The sequence below is a fragment of the Nonomuraea coxensis DSM 45129 genome, from assembly GCF_019397265.1.
Lineage (GTDB): Bacteria > Actinomycetota > Actinomycetes > Streptosporangiales > Streptosporangiaceae > Nonomuraea > Nonomuraea coxensis.
Genome location: NZ_CP068985.1, coordinates 4174031 through 4197373, shown reverse-complemented (window position 1 = coordinate 4197373; position 23343 = coordinate 4174031). Strand labels below are relative to the sequence as shown.

General features: G+C 72.9%; 23 protein-coding genes. 10 read left to right on the top strand and 13 right to left on the bottom strand.

The features are described from left to right. Nucleotides 1-55: 55 nt before the first annotated feature. Complete coding sequence (locus Nocox_RS19675) at nucleotides 56-688, top strand: TetR/AcrR family transcriptional regulator (RefSeq protein WP_033411037.1); 633 nt, start codon at nucleotides 56-58, stop codon at nucleotides 686-688. 89 nt (nucleotides 689-777) lie between these two features. Here Nocox_RS19675 and tnpA read toward each other — a convergent pair whose 3' ends face one another. Beyond that, nucleotides 778-1194 (bottom strand): IS200/IS605 family transposase, encoded by a 417-nt coding sequence (gene tnpA / locus Nocox_RS19670; RefSeq protein WP_026213651.1) that lies wholly within the window; start codon nucleotides 1192-1194, stop codon nucleotides 778-780. Between the two features lie 22 nt (nucleotides 1195-1216). On the opposite strand from tnpA, the gene Nocox_RS19665 reads away from it, so the two are divergent. Beyond that, nucleotides 1217-2368, top strand: a complete 1152-nt coding sequence (locus tag Nocox_RS19665; RefSeq protein ID WP_020539686.1) for an RNA-guided endonuclease InsQ/TnpB family protein — start codon at nucleotides 1217-1219, stop codon at nucleotides 2366-2368. A gap of 91 nt (nucleotides 2369-2459) precedes the next feature. Here Nocox_RS19665 and Nocox_RS19660 read toward each other — a convergent pair whose 3' ends face one another. From Nocox_RS19660 to Nocox_RS19640, 5 genes are all read right to left on the bottom strand, one after another. Next, entirely contained in the window at nucleotides 2460-4103 is a 1644-nt protein-coding gene (locus Nocox_RS19660; RefSeq protein ID WP_033407448.1) for a potassium/proton antiporter, read from the bottom strand. Between the two features lie 104 nt (nucleotides 4104-4207). Beyond that, nucleotides 4208-5614, bottom strand: a complete 1407-nt coding sequence (locus Nocox_RS19655; RefSeq protein ID WP_020539688.1) for a sensor histidine kinase — start codon at nucleotides 5612-5614, stop codon at nucleotides 4208-4210. A 98-nt stretch (nucleotides 5615-5712) separates the two neighbouring features. Beyond that, entirely contained in the window at nucleotides 5713-7287 is a 1575-nt protein-coding gene (locus Nocox_RS19650; RefSeq protein ID WP_051112367.1) for a sigma-70 family RNA polymerase sigma factor, read from the bottom strand. Further along, nucleotides 7284-8969: a ricin-type beta-trefoil lectin domain protein gene (locus Nocox_RS19645; RefSeq protein WP_026213652.1), complete on the bottom strand. Its 1686-nt coding sequence runs from the start codon at nucleotides 8967-8969 to the stop codon at nucleotides 7284-7286. The genes Nocox_RS19650 and Nocox_RS19645 overlap by 4 nt, the downstream gene beginning before the upstream one ends. A gap of 232 nt (nucleotides 8970-9201) precedes the next feature. After that, a complete protein-coding gene (locus tag Nocox_RS19640; RefSeq protein ID WP_020539689.1) occupies nucleotides 9202-9762 on the bottom strand; it encodes a hypothetical protein in 561 nt (186 codons plus the stop codon). A 137-nt stretch (nucleotides 9763-9899) separates the two neighbouring features. Here Nocox_RS19640 and Nocox_RS19635 point away from each other — a divergent pair, with 137 nt between their 5' ends. The 3 genes from Nocox_RS19635 to Nocox_RS19625 all read left to right on the top strand — a co-directional run bounded on the left by Nocox_RS19635 (nucleotide 9900) and on the right by Nocox_RS19625 (nucleotide 13902). Further along, nucleotides 9900-10409 carry a SigE family RNA polymerase sigma factor gene (locus tag Nocox_RS19635; protein ID WP_020539690.1) on the top strand — a complete coding sequence of 170 codons (510 nt, stop codon included), beginning with the start codon at nucleotides 9900-9902 and terminating at the stop codon, nucleotides 10407-10409. Continuing rightward, nucleotides 10406-11509 (top strand): WD40 repeat domain-containing protein, encoded by a 1104-nt coding sequence (locus Nocox_RS19630; protein ID WP_020539691.1) that lies wholly within the window; start codon nucleotides 10406-10408, stop codon nucleotides 11507-11509. Before Nocox_RS19635 ends, Nocox_RS19630 begins: the two co-directional genes overlap by 4 nt. Before the next feature lie 92 nt (nucleotides 11510-11601). Then, the gene (locus tag Nocox_RS19625; RefSeq protein WP_020539692.1) at nucleotides 11602-13902 is read left to right on the top strand and encodes a polysaccharide lyase 8 family protein; all 2301 of its coding nucleotides are present in this window, start codon (nucleotides 11602-11604) and stop codon (nucleotides 13900-13902) included. A 5-nt stretch (nucleotides 13903-13907) separates the two neighbouring features. Here the strand turns inward: Nocox_RS19625 and Nocox_RS19620 are convergent, their stop codons facing one another. From Nocox_RS19620 to Nocox_RS19595, 6 genes are read right to left on the bottom strand one after another with little or no spacing between them, the layout of a single operon-like run. Continuing rightward, nucleotides 13908-14939 (bottom strand): ABC transporter ATP-binding protein, encoded by a 1032-nt coding sequence (locus Nocox_RS19620; protein ID WP_020539693.1) that lies wholly within the window; start codon nucleotides 14937-14939, stop codon nucleotides 13908-13910. Continuing rightward, nucleotides 14936-15829 (bottom strand): ABC transporter permease, encoded by an 894-nt coding sequence (locus tag Nocox_RS19615; RefSeq protein WP_020539694.1) that lies wholly within the window; start codon nucleotides 15827-15829, stop codon nucleotides 14936-14938. The genes Nocox_RS19620 and Nocox_RS19615 overlap by 4 nt, the downstream gene beginning before the upstream one ends. 6 nt (nucleotides 15830-15835) lie before the next feature. Further along, on the bottom strand, nucleotides 15836-16642 hold the full coding sequence (modA, locus tag Nocox_RS19610; RefSeq protein ID WP_020539695.1) for a molybdate ABC transporter substrate-binding protein: 807 nt from the start codon (nucleotides 16640-16642) through the stop codon (nucleotides 15836-15838). A 10-nt stretch (nucleotides 16643-16652) separates the two neighbouring features. Beyond that, nucleotides 16653-17063: a TOBE domain-containing protein gene (locus Nocox_RS19605; RefSeq protein ID WP_020539696.1), complete on the bottom strand. Its 411-nt coding sequence runs from the start codon at nucleotides 17061-17063 to the stop codon at nucleotides 16653-16655. Next, entirely contained in the window at nucleotides 17060-17827 is a 768-nt protein-coding gene (locus Nocox_RS19600) for a DUF6461 domain-containing protein (protein WP_020539697.1), read from the bottom strand. Before Nocox_RS19600 ends, Nocox_RS19605 begins: the two co-directional genes overlap by 4 nt. A 44-nt stretch (nucleotides 17828-17871) precedes the next feature. After that, nucleotides 17872-18279 carry a beta/alpha barrel domain-containing protein gene (locus Nocox_RS19595; protein ID WP_020539698.1) on the bottom strand — a complete coding sequence of 136 codons (408 nt, stop codon included), beginning with the start codon at nucleotides 18277-18279 and terminating at the stop codon, nucleotides 17872-17874. A 222-nt stretch (nucleotides 18280-18501) separates the two neighbouring features. Here Nocox_RS19595 and Nocox_RS19590 point away from each other — a divergent pair, with 222 nt between their 5' ends. Continuing rightward, nucleotides 18502-18879: an exo-alpha-sialidase gene (locus Nocox_RS19590; protein ID WP_020539699.1), complete on the top strand. Its 378-nt coding sequence runs from the start codon at nucleotides 18502-18504 to the stop codon at nucleotides 18877-18879. Here Nocox_RS19590 and Nocox_RS19585 read toward each other — a convergent pair. Continuing rightward, entirely contained in the window at nucleotides 18810-20714 is a 1905-nt protein-coding gene (locus tag Nocox_RS19585) for a SpoIIE family protein phosphatase (protein ID WP_020539700.1), read from the bottom strand. The genes Nocox_RS19590 and Nocox_RS19585 overlap by 70 nt on opposite strands. A 269-nt stretch (nucleotides 20715-20983) precedes the next feature. On the opposite strand from Nocox_RS19585, the gene Nocox_RS19580 reads away from it, so the two are divergent. From Nocox_RS19580 to Nocox_RS19565, 4 genes are all read left to right on the top strand, one after another. Beyond that, the gene (locus tag Nocox_RS19580; protein WP_020539701.1) at nucleotides 20984-22120 is read left to right on the top strand and encodes an aromatic ring-hydroxylating oxygenase subunit alpha; all 1137 of its coding nucleotides are present in this window, start codon (nucleotides 20984-20986) and stop codon (nucleotides 22118-22120) included. Nucleotides 22121-22309: 189 nt separating this feature from the next. Continuing rightward, nucleotides 22310-22516 carry a cold-shock protein gene (locus Nocox_RS19575; RefSeq protein ID WP_020539702.1) on the top strand — a complete coding sequence of 69 codons (207 nt, stop codon included), beginning with the start codon at nucleotides 22310-22312 and terminating at the stop codon, nucleotides 22514-22516. Between the two features lie 125 nt (nucleotides 22517-22641). Further along, nucleotides 22642-22872 (top strand): hypothetical protein, encoded by a 231-nt coding sequence (locus tag Nocox_RS19570; RefSeq protein ID WP_020539703.1) that lies wholly within the window; start codon nucleotides 22642-22644, stop codon nucleotides 22870-22872. Between the two features lie 172 nt (nucleotides 22873-23044). Then, nucleotides 23045-23338, top strand: coding sequence for a hypothetical protein (locus Nocox_RS19565; protein WP_020539704.1), 294 nt, complete (start codon nucleotides 23045-23047; stop codon nucleotides 23336-23338). The last annotated feature ends 5 nt before the right edge of the window (nucleotides 23339-23343 follow it).

Genomic DNA, 23343 nt, shown 5'->3' with positions numbered 1-23343 from the left:
CAAACCCTGACGAAGATCGCTGACGCTGATGCCCTCTCCTGGCAAACTGGTCCGTATGACGAGCGCTGCAGCCGCGCCACGGCCAGGGCGGCCGCCGGATCCCGACATCGAGCCGCGCGTGCTCGACGCGACGCTGCACATCTACGCCGAGGTCGGCTGGGCCGGCTTCACCATGGACGCCGTGGCGCGCCGCGCCCGCGTGGGCAAGGCCGCGCTCTACCGCCGCTGGGAGAGCAAGGAGAAGCTCATCGTCGCGGCGCTCGCCTCGCTCACCACGCCGGTGATGGCCGAGTCCACGGGCTCGCTGCGCGAGGACCTGCTCGCCATGGCCATCCGGACCCTCCGGGCGCAGCAGAGCCGCGACGGGCTGGTCGGCATCCGGGCGCAGATCGAGGCGAAGTTCTATCCCGAGCTGTTCGGCCAGGCCATGGAGGACCTCGGCAAGCAGTGGCGGACCATCTTCCGCAGCCTCGTCCTGCTCGCCATCGAGCGCGGCGAGATCCCCAAGGGCACCTCCCCCGCCCTGGTGCTCGACGCGGTCAACGGCATCCTCGTCAACCACGTCCTGTCCACGCCGCTGGACAAGATGCCCGCGCTGGTGGAGGACGCCCCGCGCTACGCCGAGACCGTCGTGGACTTCGTCCTGTCCTCCATCGGCTACCGCGGCCGCGCGGGCGAGCCCGCCTGACCCTGGGCTACCGAAATGCGGGCCAGTACTCCGGCCTTCGGGCCGGGGGTGAAGGCCCGCGCGGGAGGACCGCCAGGCCTGAGCGTGCCCTAGACCGGACGGTTCTGCTGCTCGACGTACTGGCGCAGGACGCTGATCGGCGCGCCGCCGACCGACCCTGCGAAGTAGGAGCCCGACCACAGCTTGCTGGCCCGGTAGTAGTGGCGGGCCAGTTCGGGGAACTCCTGGCGCATTCGCCGTGACGAGACGCCCTTGAGCGAGTTGACCAACTTGGACAGGGCGACCTTGGGTGGGAAGTTGACCAGCAGGTGGACGTGGTTGTTCTCGCCGTTGAACTCGCTCAGCCCGGTCTCGAAGTCGGCGCACACGTCCCGCATGATCTCTTCCATCCGGTTCAGGTGGGCGTCGGTGAATACTGGATGCCGGAACTTTGTCACGAAAACCAAGTGTGCGTGCAGGACGAAAACGCAGTGTCTGCCTGTTCTGATGTCGCCATGTTCACCCATAGGCCAATGGTACGATCTTGGCGTGCAGCTTCGGTACAACTTCCGCCTCTACCCAGCCGCCGGTCAGCGCCAGGCGCTGGCGCGGGCGTTCGGGTGCGCGCGGACGGTGTTCAACGACGGGCTGCGCTTACGGCAGGAGGGCCGGGAGCAGGGATTGCCGTACGTCTCGGACGGGGACCTGTCCAAACGGGTGATCACGCAGGCGAAGCAGACGCCAGAACGCGCCTGGCTGGGCGAGGTGTCGGCGGTCGTCCTTCAGCAGGCGTTGGCCGACCTGAACACCGCGTACCGCAACTTTTTCGCCTCGATCACCGGCAGGCGCAAAGGCCCGGAAGTCGCACCGCCCCGGTACCGCTCCCGCAAGGACAACCGGCAGGCGGTCCGGTTCACCAGGAACGCCCGCTTCACGGTCACGGCGGGCGGGAAGCTGCGCCTGCCGAAGATCGGCGATGTCCCGGTGCGCTGGTCGCGGGAACTGCCGGCCGGACCGTCGTCGGTGACGGTGATCAAAGACGCGGCGGGACGGTACTTCGCGAGCTTCGTGGTCGAGATCTGCCAGGAGCCGCTGCCACAGACGGCGTCCGAGGTGGGGATCGATCTGGGCCTGACGCACTTCGCGGTGCTCTCGGACGGCCGGAAGGTCGGCAACCCGCGCCTGCTGCGCCGGGCCGAACGCCGTCTGAACAAAGCGCAGCAGGCGCTGAGCAGGAAACAGAAGGGCTCGAACAACTGGGCCAGGGCCAAGCGGGTGCTCGCCAGGGCGCACGCCAAGACGGCCGACGCGCGCCGCGACTTCGCGCACAAGCTCTCCACGCAGATCATCCGTGACAACCAAGCGGTGTATGTGGAGGACCTGTGTGTGAAGGGCCTGGCCCGCACCCGGCTGGCCAAGAGCGTTCACGATGCGGGCTGGTCGCAGTTCGTGGCCATGCTGGAGTACAAAGCCGGACGGTACGGCCGCACCTTCGCCAGGATCGACCGGTTCTTCCCCTCCAGCAAGCTGTGCTCAGCGTGCGGCCTGCCGGCCGGCACGATGCCGCTGAGCGTCCGCTCGTGGACGTGCCCGTGCGGAGCGGTCCACGACCGGGACGTCAACGCCGCGATCAACATCCTCGCCGCTGGACGAGCGGAGAGGCTAAACGCCTGCGGAGGGACCGTAAGACCCGCCGCCTAGCGGAGGGCACGTCCCAGCGAAACAGGAAGCCGCCAGAAGTGCCGCAGACGCGGCACAGGCTGAATCGCCGGCCTAAAGGCCGGAGAGCGCGTCAAGGCTCGTCCCGCTGCAGGCCCTTCGGGGTGATCCCGGCCCACCAGGAGGCGGCGACCTCGCGTACGCGGCCGAGGGCGGGAACGCCGGTCCGGCGCGCGCCGGACAGCGGCAGCGGTTCCCTGCCGATCCGCCCGGGGGCCGGCCCGGACTGGCCAGCCCCGTCGTGCCACTGGGCCAGCCGCCCGCCGCGGCCCACGGCGCGCAGCCGGTTCTCGACCTCGGCGCGGGTGGCGGGAGTGGTGACGATGAGCACCTCGTCGCCCTCGCGGAGCGGGGTGTCGAGGTCGGGGACGAGGGTGTCGCCGTCGCGGATGATCAGCGTGACGATGGACGGCTTCGGCAGCCGCAGCTCGAAGATCTCCACGCCGTTCATCCGCGAACCGGGCGGGATGGTGATCGTGAGCAGGTCGGCGGCCAGCACGTTCAGCGGCGCCGCCTCGATCTCCACCTCCCGCGCCTGGTGCGGCTGGGTGATGCGCAGCAGCCGGGCGATCAGCGGCAGGGTCGGCCCCTGGATCAGGGTGAAGATGACGACCAGCACGAAGACGATGTTCAGCAGTTGCCGGCTGCCCGGCACCGCGGCGACGATGGGATAGGTCGCCAGCACGATGGGCACCGCGCCGCGCAGCCCCGCCCACGCGATGAACGCCTGGTGCCGCCACCCCATCCCGAACGGGGTGAGGCAGGCGGCCACCGAGACGGGCCGCGCCACGAGCAGCAGCACCAGGCCGATGAGGGTGGCGGGCAGCAGCGCGGCGGGCAGCTCGCTCGGCGTCACCAGCAGGCCGAGCATGACGAACAGGCCGATCTGCGCCAGCCATCCGATCCCCTCGGCGAAGGACCGGGTGGCGGCGCGGTGCGGCAGCACGGCGTTGCCCAGCAGGAGCCCGGTCAGGTAGGCGGCCAGGAACCCGGAGGCGTGCACGGCCCCGGCGGCGGCGAAGGCGATGACGCCCAGGCCGACGGTGGCCAGCGGGTACAGGCCGCTGGCCGGCAGCGCCACGAACCGCAGCGCCAGGGTCCCCGCCCAGCCGATCGCCAGCCCGATCGCGGCTCCGGCCAGCAGCTCGAAGCCGATCTCGGCGGCGATGGAGAGCGGGCCGGGCAGATCGGTGACGCCGGTGGAGAACACGATCACCAGGATGACGGTGGGCGCGTCGTTGAAGCCCGACTCGGCCTCCACCAGGCCCGCGACGCGGCGCGGCAGGGGCAGCGCGCGCAGGACGGAGAAGACGGCCGCGGCGTCCGTGGAGGAGACGATCGCGCCCAGCAGCAGGGAGAGCTGCCAGTCCAGGCCGAGCAGCAGGTGCGCACCCGTCGCGGTGATCGCGACGCTGACCGCGACGCCGAGCACCGACAGCAGCGCCGAGGGCAGCATCAGCCGCCGGATGTCGCTCCAGCGGGTGCTCAGGCCGCCCTCGACCAGGATGATCCCCAGCGCCGTCGTCCCGAGGAGCTGCGCCAGCTGGGCGTCGTCGAAGTCGATGCCGAGCACGTCCTCGCCGAGCAGCACCCCGAGCGCCAGGAACAGCAGCAGGCCGGGCAGGCCGAGCTTCGTGGCGGTGCGGGCGGCGGCGATGCTGGCGAGTAAGACCAGTCCGCCGGCCAGCAGGACTGCGTACAACTGGTGCAAATTCATCCTGAATCCTCACATCGCATCGACGCTCAACCCGGGCCCGGGCCCCCAGCACCCGACTCCTACGGGTCCGATTCCTACCAGTTAGCCCCTTATCGGGGCGATCCCTACTGGTCCGATTCCTTAAGGTCAGAATCCCCCGCCTCCGCACCCTCCGCCGCCGGATCCCCCGCAGGCGGATCCGCCACGGCCGGGTCGCTCGGGTCGCGCAGCAGGCGCAGGATCAGGCGGCCCCCCGGCCCTTCGCCTGCCAGTAGCGTCCCTCCGTGCGCCTGCGCGATGTCCCGGGCGATCGGCAGGCCCAGGCCGCTGCCTCCGGTGTCGCGCGAGCGGGTCGCGTCCAGGCGGGTGAAACGCTCGAAGACCCGTTCGCGCATCTCCGGCGGGATGCCGGGCCCGTCGTCCAGCACCTCCACCTCGGCCAGCTCCCCGGCCGCCCGCACGGTGACGTGCACGCGCGTGTCGCCGTACCGGTCGGCGTTCGACAGCAGGTTCGTCAGCACCCTGGCCAGCCGCAGCCGGTGCCCCCTGACGATGACGCCGGGCTGGATCGAGGCCGTCACCGGCAGCCGGGTCCTGCCGCGGCGGCTGATCTCCTCGCTGACCAGGGCCCCGAGGTCGATCCGCTCGTCGCGGACCGGCGGCGCCGCGTCCAGGCGGGCCAGCATCAGCAGGTCCTGCACGATGGCCGACAGCCGGTACGCGTCCGCCAGCGCCGCCGCCCAGTCCTCGTCCCGCCGCTCGTCCAGCCCCGCCTCCAGCCGCACCGTCATGGCCGTGAGCGGGCTGCGCAGCTCGTGCGACGCGTCGCTGACGAACCTGCGGTGCCGTTCCACCGCGTTCTCCAGCCGCTCCAGCGTGTCGTTGACGGTAACGGCCAGCTCGGCGACCTCGTCCCCGCCCGGAGGCACCTCGACGCGCCGGCTCAGGTCCTCGGCGCTGATCCGCCGCAGGTCGCGGCGGATGCGATCGACGGGGGCGAGGACGCGGCCGACGCCGTACCAGGTGCCCCAGGCCATCAGGGCCAGCAGCACCGCCGCCGACCCGTACAGCAGGACGGGCAGGAACGGCGAGCGCAGCATGACCGGCTCCCGGACGGCGGCGTAGGCCATGACCGGGCCGTACGCGCTGGTCTCGTCGGCCATCCCCACCACGACCAGGCAGGTGCCGGGTGGCACGGCGTCCGTGGCCGACCTCTCGCCGCACACCCGGTCCCGCACCAGCGACTCGCCGCGACCGGGCCGGGCGCGGGTGAGCGGCGGCGCGCCGTCGAGCTCGGCGTCGGCCGCCAGCACCCGGCCCGCGCCGTCCACGACCTGGAAGAACGGCACGTCGTCCTGCTTCGGGATCGGGCCCGTGAAGCGGGACCGGTCGATGAGCACGGTCAGGCGGCGGGCCGCGGCCTCCGCCTGCTCCTGAAGGTCGTCCCGTGCCCGCGCCAGAAAGAGCGACGAGATCACGAAGACCCCCGCGAACAGGATCACCCCGAACAGCGTCACCGTCGCGACCGTCATCCGCGCTCTGATGGACCGGCCCCACATCATGGATCGACTGTTTCACCCGCGATCACAACGATCGGCAAAGGACCTGCCATGACGACTCGCCGGGCGCGTCAGCCGTTCGCGAACGTGACGCGCTGGTCGGCCGAGCCGGTGTAGGGGCCGTACAGGATGAAGGCCGTCGGCGGGCTCTTGCCGACGAACTCCTTGCCGACGGACAGGGCCTTGCCGGAGGGGACGCTCACCAGGCGGCGCACGCCGTCGCTGAACGCCGGGCGGTGCCAGTGCTGGGCCGGGACGGAGGCGCAGGGCACCAGGCGGACGGCGAGCATGCCGCCGCCGTTGAAGGCGGTGGTGTCGTACTGCTCGCCGGCGGCCAGGCAGCGGCCGGTGACGACGTTGACGAGCTGGAACCGCTGGGCGGAGCCCCTGGTACGCCAGGCCGTGCGGGGGTCGGCGCACGGCAGCGCCGCCACCTCCCCGCCCGCCGCGCCGACGCATCGGCCCGCGAGCGCGAGCCTGGTGCCCGCCTGCGCGGTGGCGGACGGCGTCGTACGCCGGGTGGGGGTGCCGGCGCTCGCCCGGGCCGGCGCGGGGGTCCGCGCGGACGTCCGCGCCCGGCCCGCCGTCGGCGTGGCCGCCGCCCTGGGCGTGGCCGTGACCGTCGGCTTCCGCATCGGCGCCCGCGTCCGTGCCTGCGCCGGTTCGCCGCCCGGAGTGAACGGCGGGCTCGCGCCCGGCGGCGGGCTCGCCGTGGGCGCGGCAACCGGCGGCGCCGGCGCGGGACCCGCCGTCACCCCGACCACGGCCACCGCGGCCACCGCCGCCGCCCCCACCACCGGAATCACCCACCCCGGCACCCCACCCCCTGGGAAAAGAGCACCCCCCTTCCCCGCCACCGCCCCCTCGGAGGCAACAGCCCCCGAACCGACACCCCCGTCAGAGGCCGCTTTCATGGCGAGGGGGAGCAGCGCGACCGGGACCGCCGCGCGGAGGGTGGCGTTGAGGTCGAGCAGTTCCGCGTGCGCCCTGGCGCAGGTCGCGCACGTGCTGAGGTGCGCGCGCAACGCCCGCGGCAGCCGTTCGCTGCGCTTGCGTACGATCGCCGCCAGCGGCTCGGCGTACTGCAGGCAGCGCGGCGACGCGCCCGCCACGTGCGCCGCCAGGTACGCCTTGCGCAGCCCCTCCCGAGCCCGGAAGGCGAGCACCCCGACGTTGCCCGGCGTGACGCCGAGGATCTTGGCGACCCGCTCCGGGTCCTCCTCCTCGATCAGCGTGTGCCACAGCACGGTCTGCCAGCGCGGCGGCAGCGACCGGTAGGCCCGCGTCACGAGATCGTCCGGTGGCTCCGGCGGCGCGGTGGTGAGCTCGTCCTCGCGGAACTCGTCCGTCAGCACGAGCCGCTGCTGGGAGCGGGCCCACTCGATCGCCGTGTTGCGCGCCACCGCGTACAGGTAGGGCCGCCACCCGCCGCTGGGGCCGCCCGAGCCGTTGCGCACGGTGCGCAGGGTCCGCGCGAACGCCTCGCTGGCGAGGTCCTCGGCGGTGTGCGGGTCCTGGCACAGGCGGCGGGCGAAGGCGAGGACGGCGGGATGGTGCCGCTCGTACAGCTCGGAGACGGCACGCTCGTCCCCGGCCCTGACCAGGTGCGTCAGGGCCGGGTCCGCGTCTCTCGGATCGTCCGTCACTTGAGCAGGAATTTGACCGAGTTCTTGGGGAATGCGGCCTTGGCGTAGACGGCGGCGGTCCGGCCGGCGCGGACGGCGACGATCCGGGTGGCCCTGGTGGTCGCGCTCTTCAGCGTGACCGAGCCGCCGGTCCTCTCCAGCAGCCAGCGCTGCCCCTTGGCGGCGCCGCTGCACGCGGTCATGACGACCGCGCGCTTGCCGCCGCCGATCCTGCCGAGCGCCATGCAGCGGTTCTTCTGGCGCAGCTGCACGTGCTTGCCGACGCTTACGACGTCCCACTTGGCGCCGCAGGAGCCGAGGCGCACCCTGGTGCCGGAGACGGCCAGGCAGGTGCCGTACGAGCTCCTGAACCGGACCTTGCCCGGCGCGGCGACGTCAGGCTCCGACGAGGGCCCGGGGGGCGGCACGGCGGTGGGATCCGCGGTCGGCCGGGTCGTGGAGCTCGACGTGGGCGTGGGCGTGGGCGTGGGCGTGGGGGCGGGGTTGCCCGGACGGGTGGGCGCGGGGTCGAGGCCGTCCAGCAGTTCGGCGACGAACTCGCCGTTGCCGTCGGCCACCACGGCGCCGCCGTCCTGGTTGTCCTTGACGGACAGCTTCTTGCCGCCCGCCCGGCTGGCGAAGTTGGTCTTGTCCTGGCCGGCCTGCGGCAGCCACTGCTGGGACTTGTCCTTCTTCGCGCACGCGGCGGTCACGACGGTGCCGGCCATGGCGAGACAGCGGCCGGTGGCGGCGTTGCGGAGGGTGAGGTAGCCGTCGCCGTCGATGGCGCGCCGCCAGGTCTGCGCGGCGCCGTCCGAGCAGGTGCGCTGCACGACCTGGGCGGCGCTCCCGTCGACGCACCTGCCGCCGTCGGCCACCTTGAGGCGGAACCGCCACACCGGGCTCGGCTGGTCCTGGATCAGGTACGGGCTGAACGCCACGTTCCTGACCTTCTCCAGGGCCGGCTGCTTGACCGGGGTCGGCTCGAAGTAACGGAAGTCGTCGATCCGGCACGAGTCGAGGTGGTAGTTGGCGGCGAGGTCGCTCGTGCACTCCTTGCGGGTGCCCATGTCGCGGCAGACCGGGTCGTTGCCGTTCACCCCGCCGCCGTCGCAGTGGGAGAGCCCGAAGCTGTGGATCAGCTCGTGGGTGAGCCCGGCCTCGCTCCAGCACCAGCGCGGCAGGATGACGTTGCCGCCGCTCATCCCTGCGTTCGCGCCGCCGCCCGTGCAGGAGCCGGTGATCTCGTTGTCCCTGACGAAGTACAGCGGCTTGACCCGGCCGGCCTTCCACAGGGTGCGCACCTGCGCGGGCTGGGCGTCGAGGTTCTCCTCCATCGCCTTGCCCATCTCGGCCCGGTTGCGGCCCTTGGTGAACGGCAGCTTCGCCACCACCGGGCGGCAGCCGGCGTCCTGCACGATCCGCAGCCGCCGCGAGATCCCGAACCGCTCGGCGCTGGAGTCCACCGTCTGGTCGGTCTCCCAGAGGGTGTTGAGCAGCGCGGGGCTGTCGGCCGCCCAGGCGTCCTGCCCCGGCTGGTGGACGTAGATCGGCAGCACCCAGCCCTTGTCGCCGGCGTCCGTAGCGTCGCAGGCGAACGGCGACGTGGACGCCGGCGCCGCCACCTCGGCGGCGGCGGGCGAGGGAACCACCAGAACCGCCGCCGCCATCGGCAGCAGCAGCGTCATGAAGATCGATCTCATCGTGCTCAAGCAGAGCTCCTTTCCTTTCACAAGGGAGGAGTCCGGCCGCCCGCCTTGATTACGCGACTTCGCGAGATTTCTTCCGGGAGTTCGCACGGGTCAGAGTCTGTGCGGCTCCACGGCCTCCATTGTGAGGTCGAAAGCCCGGGCCTCGCCTGCTCACCCTCCGAGATCAGAGCCCCTTCAGCCGCCTGACCGGACGGGAGGTCGTCCAGCGGGAGAGCGTGCTGCCTCAGCGTGGCGGGCCGCTGGAACCCCCCTGGTGCCGGCATCTGGGCAGGGTCCTGCCTGAGCGGCCGGCGGGCGGGCGCGGCGCCGGTCCGCCGGGGCACGAGCGCACCGGCGCGTACCGGCGAGGGGGGACGCGCCGCAGCGCCGGCCGCGTCCGTGGCGGCTGCGGGAGGCCCGGCCGCCGCTCCACGCGCCGCCCGCCGGCGCGGGCGCGGCGGCGGGCGATGCCGTAGAGGCCGCCGGCCAGGCACATGGCCACGACCGCGGCGAAGCGGAGCACGTCGGGGACGCCGGTCACGATGAGCTCGCCCGCGGGCTGGATGAGGAAGCCGGTGGCGAGGGTCCAGACGACGAGGCCCATGACCGCGGCGGCCCGCAGGTCGGCCGCGAACGCCGCGTAGCAGCACCCCGCCAGCCCCATGACGGCGAAACGCACCTCGAGCTGGCCGATGGGCACCACCAAGGCGGTGATCGCGCAGGCGGCCACCGCCGCGAAGAAGCCCACCCCGATGCTGAGCTCGACGGACGGCAGGCGGCGGACCCGGGGGCTGCAGGAGATCACAGCTCCCCATTCAACGGCCAGGACGGACGGGCGGGCAACACGATTGACCCGGTGATGGCGTTTCTCGCACCTCCCGCCCCGTGGCTGCAACCTTTCGCCCCGGAAGTGGCGTTGGCAAGGGGCGAGAGGAGATCAGATTGGATCGTCACGAGGGTTTCCGCGAGTTCGTGCTCGCCAGGCAACAGGCGTTGATGCGGACCGCGTACCTGCTCGTGGGCGACCGGCATCTCGCCGAGGACCTGTTGCAGAGCACGTTGACGAAGGTCGCCGGGCACTGGCACAAGCTCGCGGCGGGCGGCAACGCGGAGGCGTACACCCGCAGGGCGCTGGTGAACCAGTACATCTCATGGCGGCGCAGGCCGCGTTTCGAGGTGCCGAGCGCCGAGCCGCCCGAACAGGGCGTGTCCTACGACGAGGCGGCGCTCGACCGCATCGTGCTGCGCCGGGCGCTGGCCAAGCTGACGCGCAAGCAGCGCGCGGTCATCGTGCTGCGGTTCTGGGAGGACCTGACGGAGGCCCAGGCGGCGGAGGCGCTCGGCTGCTCGGTCGGCACCGTCAAGAGTCAGACCCATCACGCGCTGGCACGGCTGCGCGCGCTGGCGCCGGAGCTGAGCGAGGACTTCGAGGCCCAGGAGGTGGCCGGATGAGCAGGCTGCGCGCGGCACTCGGCGAGCTGGCCCAGGAGGCGCCGGACGTGGCGCCGGCGACGGACCTGGCGGGGCTCGCCCTCGCCGGCCACCAACGACACAGGAGGAACATCACCATGGCAACGGCTTTTCTCGCGACGGCGGCGATCGTAGGGGCGGTGACGGCGGGCGTGTCGCTGACCGGGACCGGCCAGGCCGCCCCCGCCTCGTCGCCGCTGCCCGACCTGCCCCCGGGCAAGGTGGGCGAGCTCAGTCACGCGTACCTCACGAGGTGTGAGGAGGACGAGTCGCAGACGCCGCCGGCTCTCGACTGTTCCAAGGTCGAGTGGCGGGTCGTCACCCGTACGGGCAGGACGTACCGGGTGTCGGAGGCGCTCGCCACCCCCGTCAACGATCCGCACCCGCCGGTCGCCATCAGCCGGGACGGGCGGATGTTCGCCTACTACAGCAGGCAGGAGGGGGCGCACGTCGTCCGCGACCTGGTGGCCGGCACCCGGGTCGTCTCACGGGCCAAGGTGAAGGAGTCGCAGATCGACCGGGGCTCGATGCTGGCCGTCTCCGAGGACGGGCGTCACCTCGCGTTCGACCCGCGCGAGGGGAGCAAGTATCCGGGGTTGCTGATCGACGTGCGCACCGGCAGGACGACCACGCTGAACGGCGAGTACGAGGCGATCGGCATCAAGAACGGGCTGGTCGAGCTGATCCGCTACCGAAAGACCGACCTGTGGCTGATGCCGGTCACCGGCGGCGGCAAGCCGGTGCGCTTCCCCGGCACGTACATCATGTTCAGCGAGCCCGCCCCTGACGGCCGCACGGTGGCCGCGATCGAGTTCGACGAGATGCGGAAGAGGAAGGTGACGCTGCTCGACGCCAAGACCGGCCGGGTGGTGCGGAAGGTGACGGTCAAGGGCGTGCCGGTCCAGCACGGGCCGGACTCCGTGCGCGTCTGGGCGAGCGCGTCCGAGGTGATGGTCGACTACCAGGTGGGGGCCAAGGAACTGCGCAGCTACGCGGTGAACGTCTACACCGGGAAGGCCCGGCAGGTGCACAAGGTGCCCGTCGCCGCCGCGCAGAGCGTGAAACTGCCGGGCGCGTGGTGAGCGCGGCCTGACGGCGGTGGCGCGATGAGTGGTCCTTCTCCCGACATAGGATCTTCTCATCTGTGATCAGCCCTCATGCCCGGAAGGCCGCCATGATTCACCCCCTCAGCCGGCGGTCCGCCCTGCTGGGCGCCTCGGCCGTGGCCGGGGCCGCCCTGTGGGAAAGGCCGGCTGAGGCGGTGAGCGCCGCCGCGTTCGACGCCGCGCGGGAGCGGTGGGTGAGCCTGCTGGCCGGCGGCGCGTACGACCCCGGCCACACCGACAAGATCCAGGCCGTCGAAGGCTCGGCGAACGCGGTGCTGCGCAAGCTGAAGCCGGACCCGCGCCGCCCGAGCCTGTGGCCCGACCTGCCGCTGGCCAATCCGCGTACGGGCGACTTCAACCGCTCCTACAACCGCATGCGCGCGCTCGCGCTCGGCTGGGCCACCCCGGGCACCGCCATGCACGGCAGCCCCCAGGTCGCCGAGACCGCGGCCAGGGCGCTGGACTTCCTGTACGAGCACGCCTACCACGAGCGCCTCGACCGGCGGGGCAGCAACTGGTACTGGTGGGAGATCGGCGTGCCGCGCGCGCTGACCGACACCTGCGCCCTGCTGTACGACGGCCTGCCGAAGGACCGCCTCGAACGCTGGCTGCGCCCGCTGCGCCGCTGGTGCCCCGACCCGGAGCGGCGGATCAGCCACCCCGGAGTGGTCGAGACCGGCGCGAACCGGGCGGGCAAGGCCATGGCCGTCGCGATGCGCGGGCTGCTCACCCACGACGCGCGCCTGGTCAGGCGGGCCAGGGACGCGGTCTCCGACCTGTTACGGCGCACGAAGGGCCCCGGCGACGGCTTCTACCACGACGGGTCGTTCATCCAGCACGACGTCTACCCGTACACCGGCAGCTACGGCGTCGACTACCTGGAGAGCGTGGCCAAGCTGATCGCCATGCTCGCCCGCTCGCCGTGGGAGATCCCCAGGATCGGCAACGTGTACGAGATCGTGGACCGCTCGTTCGTGCCGTTCGTCTTCGACGGGCTGATGATGGACTGCGTCCGCGGCCGGCAGATCTCGGTGCAGGGCCACCGCGACCACCATTCGGGGCAGAAGACGGTCGAGGCCGTCCTCACCCTGCTGGACAGCGCGCCCGAGCGGCACGCCCGGCGCTGGCGCCCGCTGGTGAAGGGCTGGCTGACCCGCAACCAGGCGATCCCCTACGGCACGCACGCGCCGCTGGCGAGCCTCGCGCGGGCCGAGGCCCTGCTGGCCGACGACTCGGTGCCGGTCGGCCCGCGCACGACGGGCACGTACGTCTTCGCCGACATGGACCGCGTTGTGCACCGCCGCCCCGGCTGGGCCTTCGCGATCGCGATGAGCTCGGAGCGCATCGGCGCGGCCGAGGCCATGAACCAGGAGAACCTGCACGGCTGGTACACCGGCGACGGCATGACGTACCTCTACACCGACGACCTCACCCACTGGAACGACGACCTCTGGCCGACGATCGACCCGTACCGGCTGCCGGGCACGACGGTCGACACCCGCAGGCGCGCCGACCTCGCGCACGGCAAGCGCCGCCTGCCTCCCACCCCGTGGGCGGGCGGGGCGGCGCTGGACGGCGAGTACGGTGTCGCCGCCATGAAGCTGGTCGCGGACGGCTCGTCGCTGCGCGCCAAGAAGGCGTGGTTCCTCCTCGACGACGCGGTGATCGCGCTCGGCGCGGGCATCACCGCCTCCGACGGCCGCCGCGTCGAGACGGTCGTGGAGAACCGCAACACCCACGCCGCGCACCCGCCGCTCACCAGGGGCGAGCGGTGGCTGCACCTGTCCGGCGTGGCCGGGTACGCGCTGCTGGACGGCGCGGAGGTCGGCGAGGAGGTCAAGGTGATCCGCGAGCGGCGCACCGGCCGCTGGCGCGACATCGACAAGGGCGCCACGACCGGCGGCGACACGACCCCCGTCACCAGGCACTACACGACGATCGTCATCGACCACGGCGCCGATCCGCGCAAGGCGCGCTACGCCTACGCGGTGCTGCCCGGGGCCTGCGCCGAGCGGACCGCCGCCTACCGCAAGCAGGTCGACGTCCTCGCCAACAACGGAACGGCGCAGGCCGTCTCCCGCGGCGACCTGATCGCCGCGGTGTTCTGGCGGGCGGGCAGCGTCAAGACCCCGCACGGGACGCTCTCCGCCGACGGCCCGTGCACGCTGGTGCTGCGCCGCGAGCGCGGCCGGGTGCGGGTCGCGGTCTCCGACCCGTCCAGGACCGCCGACGAGGTACGGATCAGGCTGCCCTGGGCGGTGCGCTCGGTGGTGAAGGGCGGCCGTGGCGTGCGCAGGGCCAAGAAGGCGATCAAGGTGGAGCTGGGCGGCACCCGCGGCCGCACCCACACCGCCGTCCTGCGCGTCTGAGCGGCTCACGCGGGATAGGCGTGGGTCTCCGTCGCCTTGACCGACGCCCAGACGCGCCGGCCCGGGGTCAGGTCGAGGTCGGCGACGGCGGCGGGCGTGATGTCGGCGAAGGCCGTGACGGGGCCGTCGAGGTGCACGCGCATGTTGTCGCCGTGCCGTTCGATGCCGCCGATCGTGGCCTGCCACAGGTTGCGCGGGCTGCCGTCGGGGCGGCTGCGGTAGAGCGCGACGGCGGACGGCGGGAAGGCGACGAACGCCGGCCCGTCCAGGTGCCCTGAGGTGTGCAGCGGCAGCTCGCCCACCGTGACCAGCGCCCCGTCGGCCACGCCCCGGTACAGGTTGAGCCCCACCAGGCGGGCCACGTAGTCGGTGCGCGGGCGGCGGGCGACCTCCGCCGGCGGGCCCTGCTGGACGATCGCGCCGTGCTCGATGACGACCAGCCGGTCGGCCAGGACCATCGCGTCGAGAGGGTCGTGGGTGACCAGCACGGTGGCGCCGGCGAAGTCCGCCAGGTGCCGCCGGAGCTGGGAGCGGATCTCCAGCCGGGTGTGGGCGTCGAGGGCGGCGAGCGGCTCGTCCAGCAGCAGCAGCTCCGGCCGTACGGCCAGCGCGCGGGCGAGCGCCACCCGCTGCGCCTGCCCGCCGGACAGGTGCCGCGGCTTGGCGACGGTCTGGCCGGCCAGGCCGACCCGCTCCAGGAGCTCGGCGGCGGCGCGGCGGGCCTCGGCCTTGGGCACGCCCTGGCAGCGCGGCCCGAAGGCGACGTTGTCCAGGGCGGACAGGTGGGGGAAGAGCAGGTAGTCCTGGAACACCATGCCGATGGGACGCTCCTCGGCGGCCAGCGTGTGCAGCGGGCGGCCACCGAGGACGATCTCGCCCGCCGACAGCCCGGTCAGCCCGGCGAGGGCGCGCAGCGCGGTGGTCTTGCCCGCGCCGTTGGGGCCGAGCAGCGCGACCACCTCGCCGGCGGCGACGCGCAGGGCGACGTCGAGGGTGAACGCGGGCCGGACGACCACCAGGCGGGCGTCGAGGGTCATGAGGCGCTCACCCACCGGTCGCGCAGGCTGGCCAGGATGACCACCGAGACGGCCAGCAGCACGAGGCTGAGCACGATGGCGGCCTCCGGCTCGGTCTCCAGCGCGAGGTAGACGGCCAGCGGCATGGTGCGGGTGGTGCCGGGGAAGTTGCCGGCGAAGGTGATGGTCGCGCCGAACTCGCCGAGCGCCCGCGCCCAGCACAGCACCGCCCCGGCCACCACGCCGGGCATGACCATCGGCAGCGTCACGCGCCGGAAGACGGTCCAGCGGGAGGCGCCGAGCGTCGCGGCGGCCTCCTCGAAGCGCTGGTCGGCGCCGCGCAGCGCGCCCTCCACGCTGATCACGAGGAACGGCATCGCCACGAACGCCTCCGCCACGATCACCCCGGCGGTGGTGAACGGCAGCGTGACGCCGAAGGTCGCCTCCAGCCACTGCCCGGCGAGCCCGCGCCGGCCGAGCACCAGCAGCAGCGCCACGCCGCCCACGACCGGCGGCAGCACCAGCGGCACCGTGACCAGCGCCCGCACCAGCCGCCGCCCGGGGAAGTCGACGCGGGCCAGCAGCCAGGCGAGCGGCACCCCGAGCAGCAGGCAGAAGGCGGTGGCGACGGTGGCGCACACCAGCGACAGCCGCAGCGCCTCCAGCACGTGTGGCTCGGCCAGCCGCTCCAGCAAGGTCGGCCAGGGAGCGCGGATCAGCAGCCCGGCCAGCGGCAGCACCAGGAAGACCAGGCCCGCGACGGCGGGCAGCACCAGCATCCACGGCAGCCGCCCGGCGACCTCCCGGCCCGCGACCGGCCGCGCCCTCGCCGCCGAGCCGGCTCCGGAAGCCCGCCCGGCCTCGGAAGGCGGGCCGGGCAGGTCGGCGTGCTCGGGTGTCGAAGGGCTCATGGGCGATCAGGGAGCCTCGAAGCCGGCCCTGGTCAGCACGTCCCTGCCCTGCCGCGACAGCACCAGGTCCACGAACGCGCCGGCCAGGCCGCCGGCGGGGGCCTTGGCGAGGGCGGCGATCGGGTAGTCGTTGACGGCCTGGTCCGCCTCGGGGAACTCGATGCCGGTCACCTTGCCCGCCGCGGCGATCACGTCGGTCCTGTAGACCAGCGCCGCGTCCACCTCGCCCAGCTCGACCTTGGTGAGGGTGGCCTTGACGTCCTGCTCCAGGGTGACCGGGGTGACCTTCAGCCCGGCGGCGTCCAGCGCCTTGACCGCCGCCGCGCCGCACGGCACCTGCTCGGCGCACAGCGCCACCTTCACCTTGGCGTCGGTGAGGTCCTTCAGCTCGTCCACCCCGGCCGGGTTGTCCTTCGGCACGGCGATCTGCAGCTTGTTGCGGACGAACGTGGCCGGCGAGGCCGCCAGGGAGGCGTCGGTGACGGTCTTCATCGTGGCCGGGCTCGCCGCGGCGAACACGTCCGCCGGAGCCCCCTGGACGATCTGCTGGGCCAGCGTCGCGCTGGAGCCGAAGTTGAACCGCACGGTGGTGCCCGGACGCGCGGCCTCGAACGCCTTGCCGAGCTCGGTGAACGTCCCGGTCAGCGACGCCGCCGCGAACACCGTCACCTCCCCGGCCCCGCCGCCGGCGACCGAGGACGAGCCCGGAGCAGGAGCCGCGGCGGGCTCGCCGGAACCGCAGGCGGACAGGCCCGCCAGCGCGAGCGTGACGGGCAGGGCGATCGCCCATCGGGAAAGACGCCTGAACACCAAGGAGGGCTCCTCACACGTGGCCGGCCACACGCTCGTGACCGGGGATCTCCACGACGACGTTGGTGGACTTGATCACGGCGTCCGCCACCACCCCCGGCTCCAGGCCCAGCTCGTCGGCGGCCTGGCGGCTCATCAGCGACACCACCCGGAACGGCCCCGCGGCGATCTCCACCTGCGCCATCACGGCGTCGCGGATCACCTCGGTGACGATCCCGCGAAAGCGGTTGCGCGCCGACGAACGGCCGCCGTCCACCTGTTCGACCTGCGCGCGGGCGAAGGCGGCCAGGTCGCCGCCGTTCACCCGCCGGTGGCCGTGCTCGTCCCGCTCGGCCGTCAGCCGCCCCGCGTCCACCCATCGGCGGACGGTGTCGGAGCTGACCCCGAGCAGCGCCGCGGCCTCGCTGATCCGGAACGTCGTCACAAGCCCTCACCATACCTTCGCACATACGAGCCTGAACACCCATCTACGGCTGCAGAAGCGGCACGATCCCCGGTCCCGTCATGGCATCCACTAGCCCCATGGAGGTCCGGCCCGAACGGGTCCACGATGGGACCCACGAGCATCGGCCGGGCGAGCAGGTCGGGCGTGAACGACACGCCCGTGATCCGCGCCGCGAGCGCGAACGCCCTGGGCACGGCGGTGTCGTAGTTGAGCTCCCAGGTGGCGTCGTCGTCCTCGGACAGGACCAGCGCCATGCCGAGCTCGCGCATGTGGCCGTTGAGCCGGTCGGGGTCGGAGCCGTAACGGTCGTGAGGGTGCCGCAGCCGGTAGCCGGTGACGCACCTGCCGTCGACGGCGTACTCGAAGCTGTGCTCGGCGGCGTAGTCGTGCCGGGTGATCGCCACGACCTCGCAGCCGCGCGACAGCCGGGGCAGCACCTCGTGGAGCGTGACCAGCCAGCCCATCGGCTCGATGACGACGGACCACTCCCCCTCCTGGAAGACGCCGACGTGGCCGCCTCCGTCGCCGCCGCCACTACTGTCGGCGAACTCCCAGGCGGCCTCGTCGAGCACGGAGAAGCCGGCCTCCTCCCCGGAGTCCTCGCCCCGGCTGAACCGCCGCACCACCTCGGCCGGGCCGAGCCCGCGGAAGAAGGCCACGCTGAAGATCACGTCCAGCGGGCTGGGGGAACCCTCGGGCGCGGCCAGCCACTGGAACGGCGCCAGCGGATCGATGATCGTCATGCGCGTCATCGTGGCAGCCGCCACCGACAGTCCCGGGGGTCCGGTCAGGGCCGGGCGGCGGTGCTCGTGACGCGCTCGGCGAACCAGCGGGTGATGGTCGTGGGGTGGGTGATGGCGGTGCCGACGACGACGGCGTACGCGCCCGCCTCGATCGCCGCCCCGGCCTGCTCCACGGTGTGGACGCGGCCCTCGGCGACCACCGGGACGGGCAGGTCGGCGGCCAGCCGGGCGAGCAGGCCGAGATCGGGGCCGTCCGTCCTGCGGGAGTAGGGCGTGTAGCCGGCGAGGGTGGTCCCGACGACGTCCGCGCCGGCCTCGGCAGCGGCGACGCCCTCCTCGTACGTGGACACGTCGGCCATGACGAGCCTGCCGGTCCGCTCGTGCACGGCCGTCACGATCTCGGCGAGAGCGCGGCCGTCGGGCCGCGCGCGGCCGGTGCCGTCCACGGCCACGACGTCGGCGCCCGTCTCGGCGACGGCCAGGGCGTGTCAACGGCCTGACCTGGCAGGCGCCGCGCGTCATCCACCACGCGGCCACCACGTCGGAGGGCGTCGGCGACCCCAGCGTGCTGGTCGACCGTGCCACCGGCGCCGCCTACGTCTTCTACACCTACTCGCCCCGGCCCGGCATCAGCTTCTGGTCCGGCGGGTCCGGCTCCAACGCCGCGAACGACCGTGGCCACCTCCACCGACGGCGGCCGGACGTTCGGCGCCGCCACGGCCAGCCCGGTGCTCAACGACCCGCTGTGCAACGCCGACGAGCTGTCCTACCTCACGCCCGCGCAGCGGGGCGCGAACGGCGCGCCCGTCCGCACCGCGACGGCCCTCTACAGCGGCAACGCCCACACGAGCGCCCGGAACGACCTGACCGTGCGCCTGTCCACCGACGACGGCGCCACCTGGCCGGTCAGGGCGCTGATCAAGACCGGCACGGCCGGCTACTCCACCATGGCCGTGCTGGCGAACGGCCAGGTCGGCGTGCTCTACGAGATCGGCGACACCGGCGGCATCGTCTTCGCCCGCTTCACCCTCGACTGGCTGAGGACCGCCTGACCCTCCTGCCCGTGCGGCACCCGGATGGCGAGCAGCGCGATGTCGTCGTCCGGGTGCGGCCCGGCCTCCGCGGCCACGGCGTTCAGCAGGTCGGGCAGCGGCAGGTCCCGGCAGGCGGCCAGCACGCGGGCGATCCCGGCCGTCGCCTCGTCGACGGTGGTGCCCGGCCGGTCGACGAGCCCGTCGGTGTAGAGCAGCAGGACGGTGCCCGGCTCCAGGTGCGTCCGGTGGTCGTGGCGCGGGCCCGGGTCCAGGCCGGGGAACAGCATGAGACCGTGCTCCTCCTGGCACTCCACCGGCTCGCCGGGGCGCGCCAGCAGCGGCGGCGGATGTCCCGCGTTGGTCCAGGTGAAGCTCCAGTTCCTGGACCTCGGGACCGCGGCCAGGTGGCCGAGGAGGAGCGTGCCGCTCAAAGGCAGGCTCAGCACGCCGCACGCCTGCTGGAGCGCGGTGACGGCGGCCGCGGGCCCCAGCCCCGGATGGTCGAGCACGGCCTGGCGCAGCATGGCGCGGGTCTGCCCCATGACGGTGGCGGCCTGCATGTCGTGGCCGGTGATGTCCCCGACCGCGACGGCCAGGGCGGAGGCCGCCGGGCCCGGCAGCGGGAAGGCGTCGTACCAGTCGCCGCCCACGAGGTCGTCGGCCGCCGCGGCCAGGTAGAGCGCGGCGAGGCCGAGGCCCTGACCGTCCGGCAGGTCGGTCAGCATCGCGCTCTGCAGCTGGCGGGCGACGCTGACCCGTTCGTCCAGCACGCCGGCCCGCTGGACCGCCTGGCCGACGTAGCCGGCGATCGCGGTGAGCACCGCCCGCTCCGAAGGGCCCGCGTCGTGCGGCTCGCCCCAGCCGATCAGCAGCACCCCGTGCACCGCGCCGGCGTGCGTCAGCGGCACGCACACCAGCGCGCGGACGTCGAGCAGGGCGAACGCGCCCGCGACGGCCTCGCCGTACGCGCGGGCCAGTTCGCCGGGGTCGCCGGCCGAGACCAGCCGCCGCCCCCTGGCCGCCTGGGCCAGCGGGTGGTCCGCGTCCAGGGCGCAGGAGACGGCGGGCTCGGCGCCGGGCGGCACCGGCCCCTTGTCCGGCCCCGTGTCCTGCGCGGGGCGCAGCCGCCCGTCCTGGATCAGGCTGAGGCTCGTGTGCACGGGCTTGAGCGGCTCGCTGACCAGGTCGCGCAGCAGGTGCTGCACGTCGTGCAGCGTGGCCGCGCCGGCCAGTTCCTGCGAGGCGCGCAGCAGCAGCTCGGCGGCGTCCCACCCGGCCTGGGCGCGCACGCCCGCCTGTTCGGCGACCGCCCTGGCCCGCTCGGCGACGCGGTGGTCCCGCTCGGCGTCCTGCTGCGCCATCAGCGCGCTCCTCGCGGCGGCCCGCGACCGCAGCTCCGCCGAGCAGGCGGAGGCCAGGTCCGACAGGTCCGCCAGTTGCGCGCCGGTCCACTCCCGCGCGCCGGGGCAGGCCGCGCACAGCACGCCCACCACCTGGCCGTACGCGGTCAGGGGCATCCCGGCGTAGGAGACCAGGCCCCACTGCCGCTCGGCGAGCGTCTCCCGCGAGGAGAAGCGGGCGTCGTCCCGCAGGTCGGTCACGATCAGCGGCTCGCCGGTCGCCACCACCCGCCCGGACAGCGAACGCGACAGCGGCGGGCGGCGCAGGGCGTCCCGCCCCTCCTTGAGCCCGACCAGGCCGGGCAGTTCCAGCCGGTCCGCCCCGGCCAGCGCCACCAGCGCCACGGGCGCGCCCATGACGCTCGCCGCCAGCCGGGCGAACCGCTCCATCCCCGCGTCGGGGGCCGGCGGCCCGCCGTCCGTGCGCCGGGTCGTCCCGGCCGTCCTCACCATCCGCGCCCGCCCGGCCGCGAGGCGCCCCGCCGGGGTCCTCGCCTCTCGGCCGGCCGAGAGGCTGACTCACGCATCTCCACCCGCTCGGTTCTCATCTCGATCTCCGTACCATGAGGACAAAGTCCTACCCCGAACCCCGCCGACCCGATCGAAATCCGCACGAAACCACAGGTCACCGGGGTTCCTGGGGGACGCGGCACAGGGAGGGTCTTGAACCGGCGCCGTCGCCGTGCCTAGTCTCGGCCTGATCGTCAGTCTTTGGAGGTCCGGTGAGCCCGGAGACGACCCCCGGCTTCGCGCGCGTCGCCGCCGGCTACCACCCCGATCCCGCGTTGTCGATGTCCCTGCACGCCGACGCCTACACCGATCCCGCGTGGTTCGCCGTGGACCAGCGGGAGATCTTCGGCCGTACGTGGCAGTGGCTGTGCCACGGCGAGAAACTGCGTGAGCCGGGCGGCTACGTGGCGGCCACGGTGGCCGGCATGCCGATCGTGGCCGTCAGGGACGAGGCCGGCACGCTGCGGGCGTTCTACAACGTGTGCAAGCACCGGGCGCACGAGCTGCTGTCGGGCTCGGGGGTGCGGCGCAGCATCGTGTGCCCGTACCACGCCTGGACCTACGACCTGACCGGCCGGCTGCGGCGGGCCCGCCACACCGGCGGGATGCCGGGCTTCGACGCCTCCGCGGTGTGCCTGGACCGGATCCAGGTGACCGAGTTCGCCGGCATGGTCTACGTCAACCTCGACCCGGGGGCGGCCCCGCCGGCGGAGCAGGCGCCCGGTCTGGAGGCGGAGATCCTGGCCCGCGCCCCGGACGTGGCGCGGCTGACCCTCGCCCGCCGGCTCACCTACGACATCGCCTCCAACTGGAAGAACGTCGTCGACAACTTCCTGGAGTGCTACCACTGCCACGTGGCGCACAAGGACTTCGTGTCCCTGGTGGACATGAGCACCTACAAGGTCACCACGTACGGGATCCACTCCAGTCACATGGCGAGCGCCGGCACGGGCGCGAACTCCGCCTACGACGTGTCGGGCGCGACGGTCACGGAGCACGCGGTCTGGTGGCTGTGGCCCAACACGTGCCTGCTGCGTTATCCCGGCCGCGGGAACTTCATGGTGCTGCAGATCATCCCCGACGGGCCCGAGCGCACCCGCGAGACGTGGGACTTCTACCTGGAGACCGCCGAGCCCGACGAGGCGGAGCTGGACAGCATCCGCTACATCGACGAGGTGCTCCAGGTGGAGGACATCGCCCTGGTGGAGAGCGTCCAGCGCGGCATGCGCACCCCCGCCTTCACCCAGGGAAAGATCGTGTACGACCCGGACGGGGGCGGCCTGTCCGAGCACGCCGTCCACCACTTCCACGGGCTGGTGCTCGACGCGTACCGGCGTGCCGGTGCGTGAGCGGGCGGGCGGAGTGTGTTAAACTGAGTGCGTTGCAGTTATGGTACCCATAGGACTTATGCGCGCCTGACAGAGTGATCTTCGGGCGCGTTTTTTGTTTGGCCGGTTTCTCCGGGGGGTTCATTGCGGCGGCACGAGATTCACGAGGTGTGAATTCTCGATTCACGGCACTGTCTGAAGGAGATCGACATGGCCACCGGCACCGTCAAGTGGTTCAACTCGGAAAAGGGCTTCGGCTTCATCGCGCAGGACGGCGGCGGCGCCGACGTCTTCGCCCACTACTCCAGCATCGTCTCCAACGGCGGCTACCGCGAGCTGGTCGAGGGCCAGAAGGTGTCCTTCGACGTCGTCCAGGGCCAGAAGGGCCTGCAGGCGGAGAACATCGTCGCCGCCTGACCCGGCACCTCACGCCGCCGGCGCCCGCGCCTCGCGCGGGCCGGCGGTCCGCCGCGCCAAGATCACGACGGCGCGTTTTCCCTGTTGGCTCGCTTTACGCACAGGATGAGCGCATACTTAATCAAATGAGACGTACTGCGCCCGCGGTCCGACGCCGGCCGCCCGGCAGCCCCTTCAACACTCCGGAAATCCCGGCTCCGCCGGCCGAGGAATACGCGGTCGGCGACCGCGTCAGTCACGACAAGTACGGCCTGGGCCGCGTGCTCGCGGTCGAGCAACATGTCGCCGTTCTTATCGATTTCGGCACCGCGACCTACCGCGTCCCCGCGCCGAACGCCAAGCTCGTGAAGCTGTGACGATCATCGTCCGGCCGCCCGGCGATCCGGAGGACTCACCATCATCGAGCCACCAGGGCACCCGCTACGCCGTCGCGTAGTCGAGAGCGCCATCTTCGGCGCCCGCGATCAGTCCCTCGCCGAGGCCGCCCACTGGACCTGCCCCCATGGGCAGCACGTCGCCCAGGGCTGCGTGACCTGCTACCGCGCCGCGGCGGAGGCCGATCCCGGGTTGCCGCTGTGGGAGGCCGTGGCGTGGTTCACCTCGCCGAGACCCATCCCGATCAAGGTCCTGCACGACGTGCACCGCCACGGCCGTCACTTCATGCTCGACCAGCCCTCGACGCCCCTGGTCTTCCTGCTGAGCGGGCAGGCACGGGCGGCTCAGGCCGTGGAGGCGGTGGCGGGGCTGATCGGGTTCCTCGTGGCGAACCGGAGCGTCGTCGACGAGTTCACCGTTACGGAAGTGCGCGCCGTCCGGTTCTGACCACC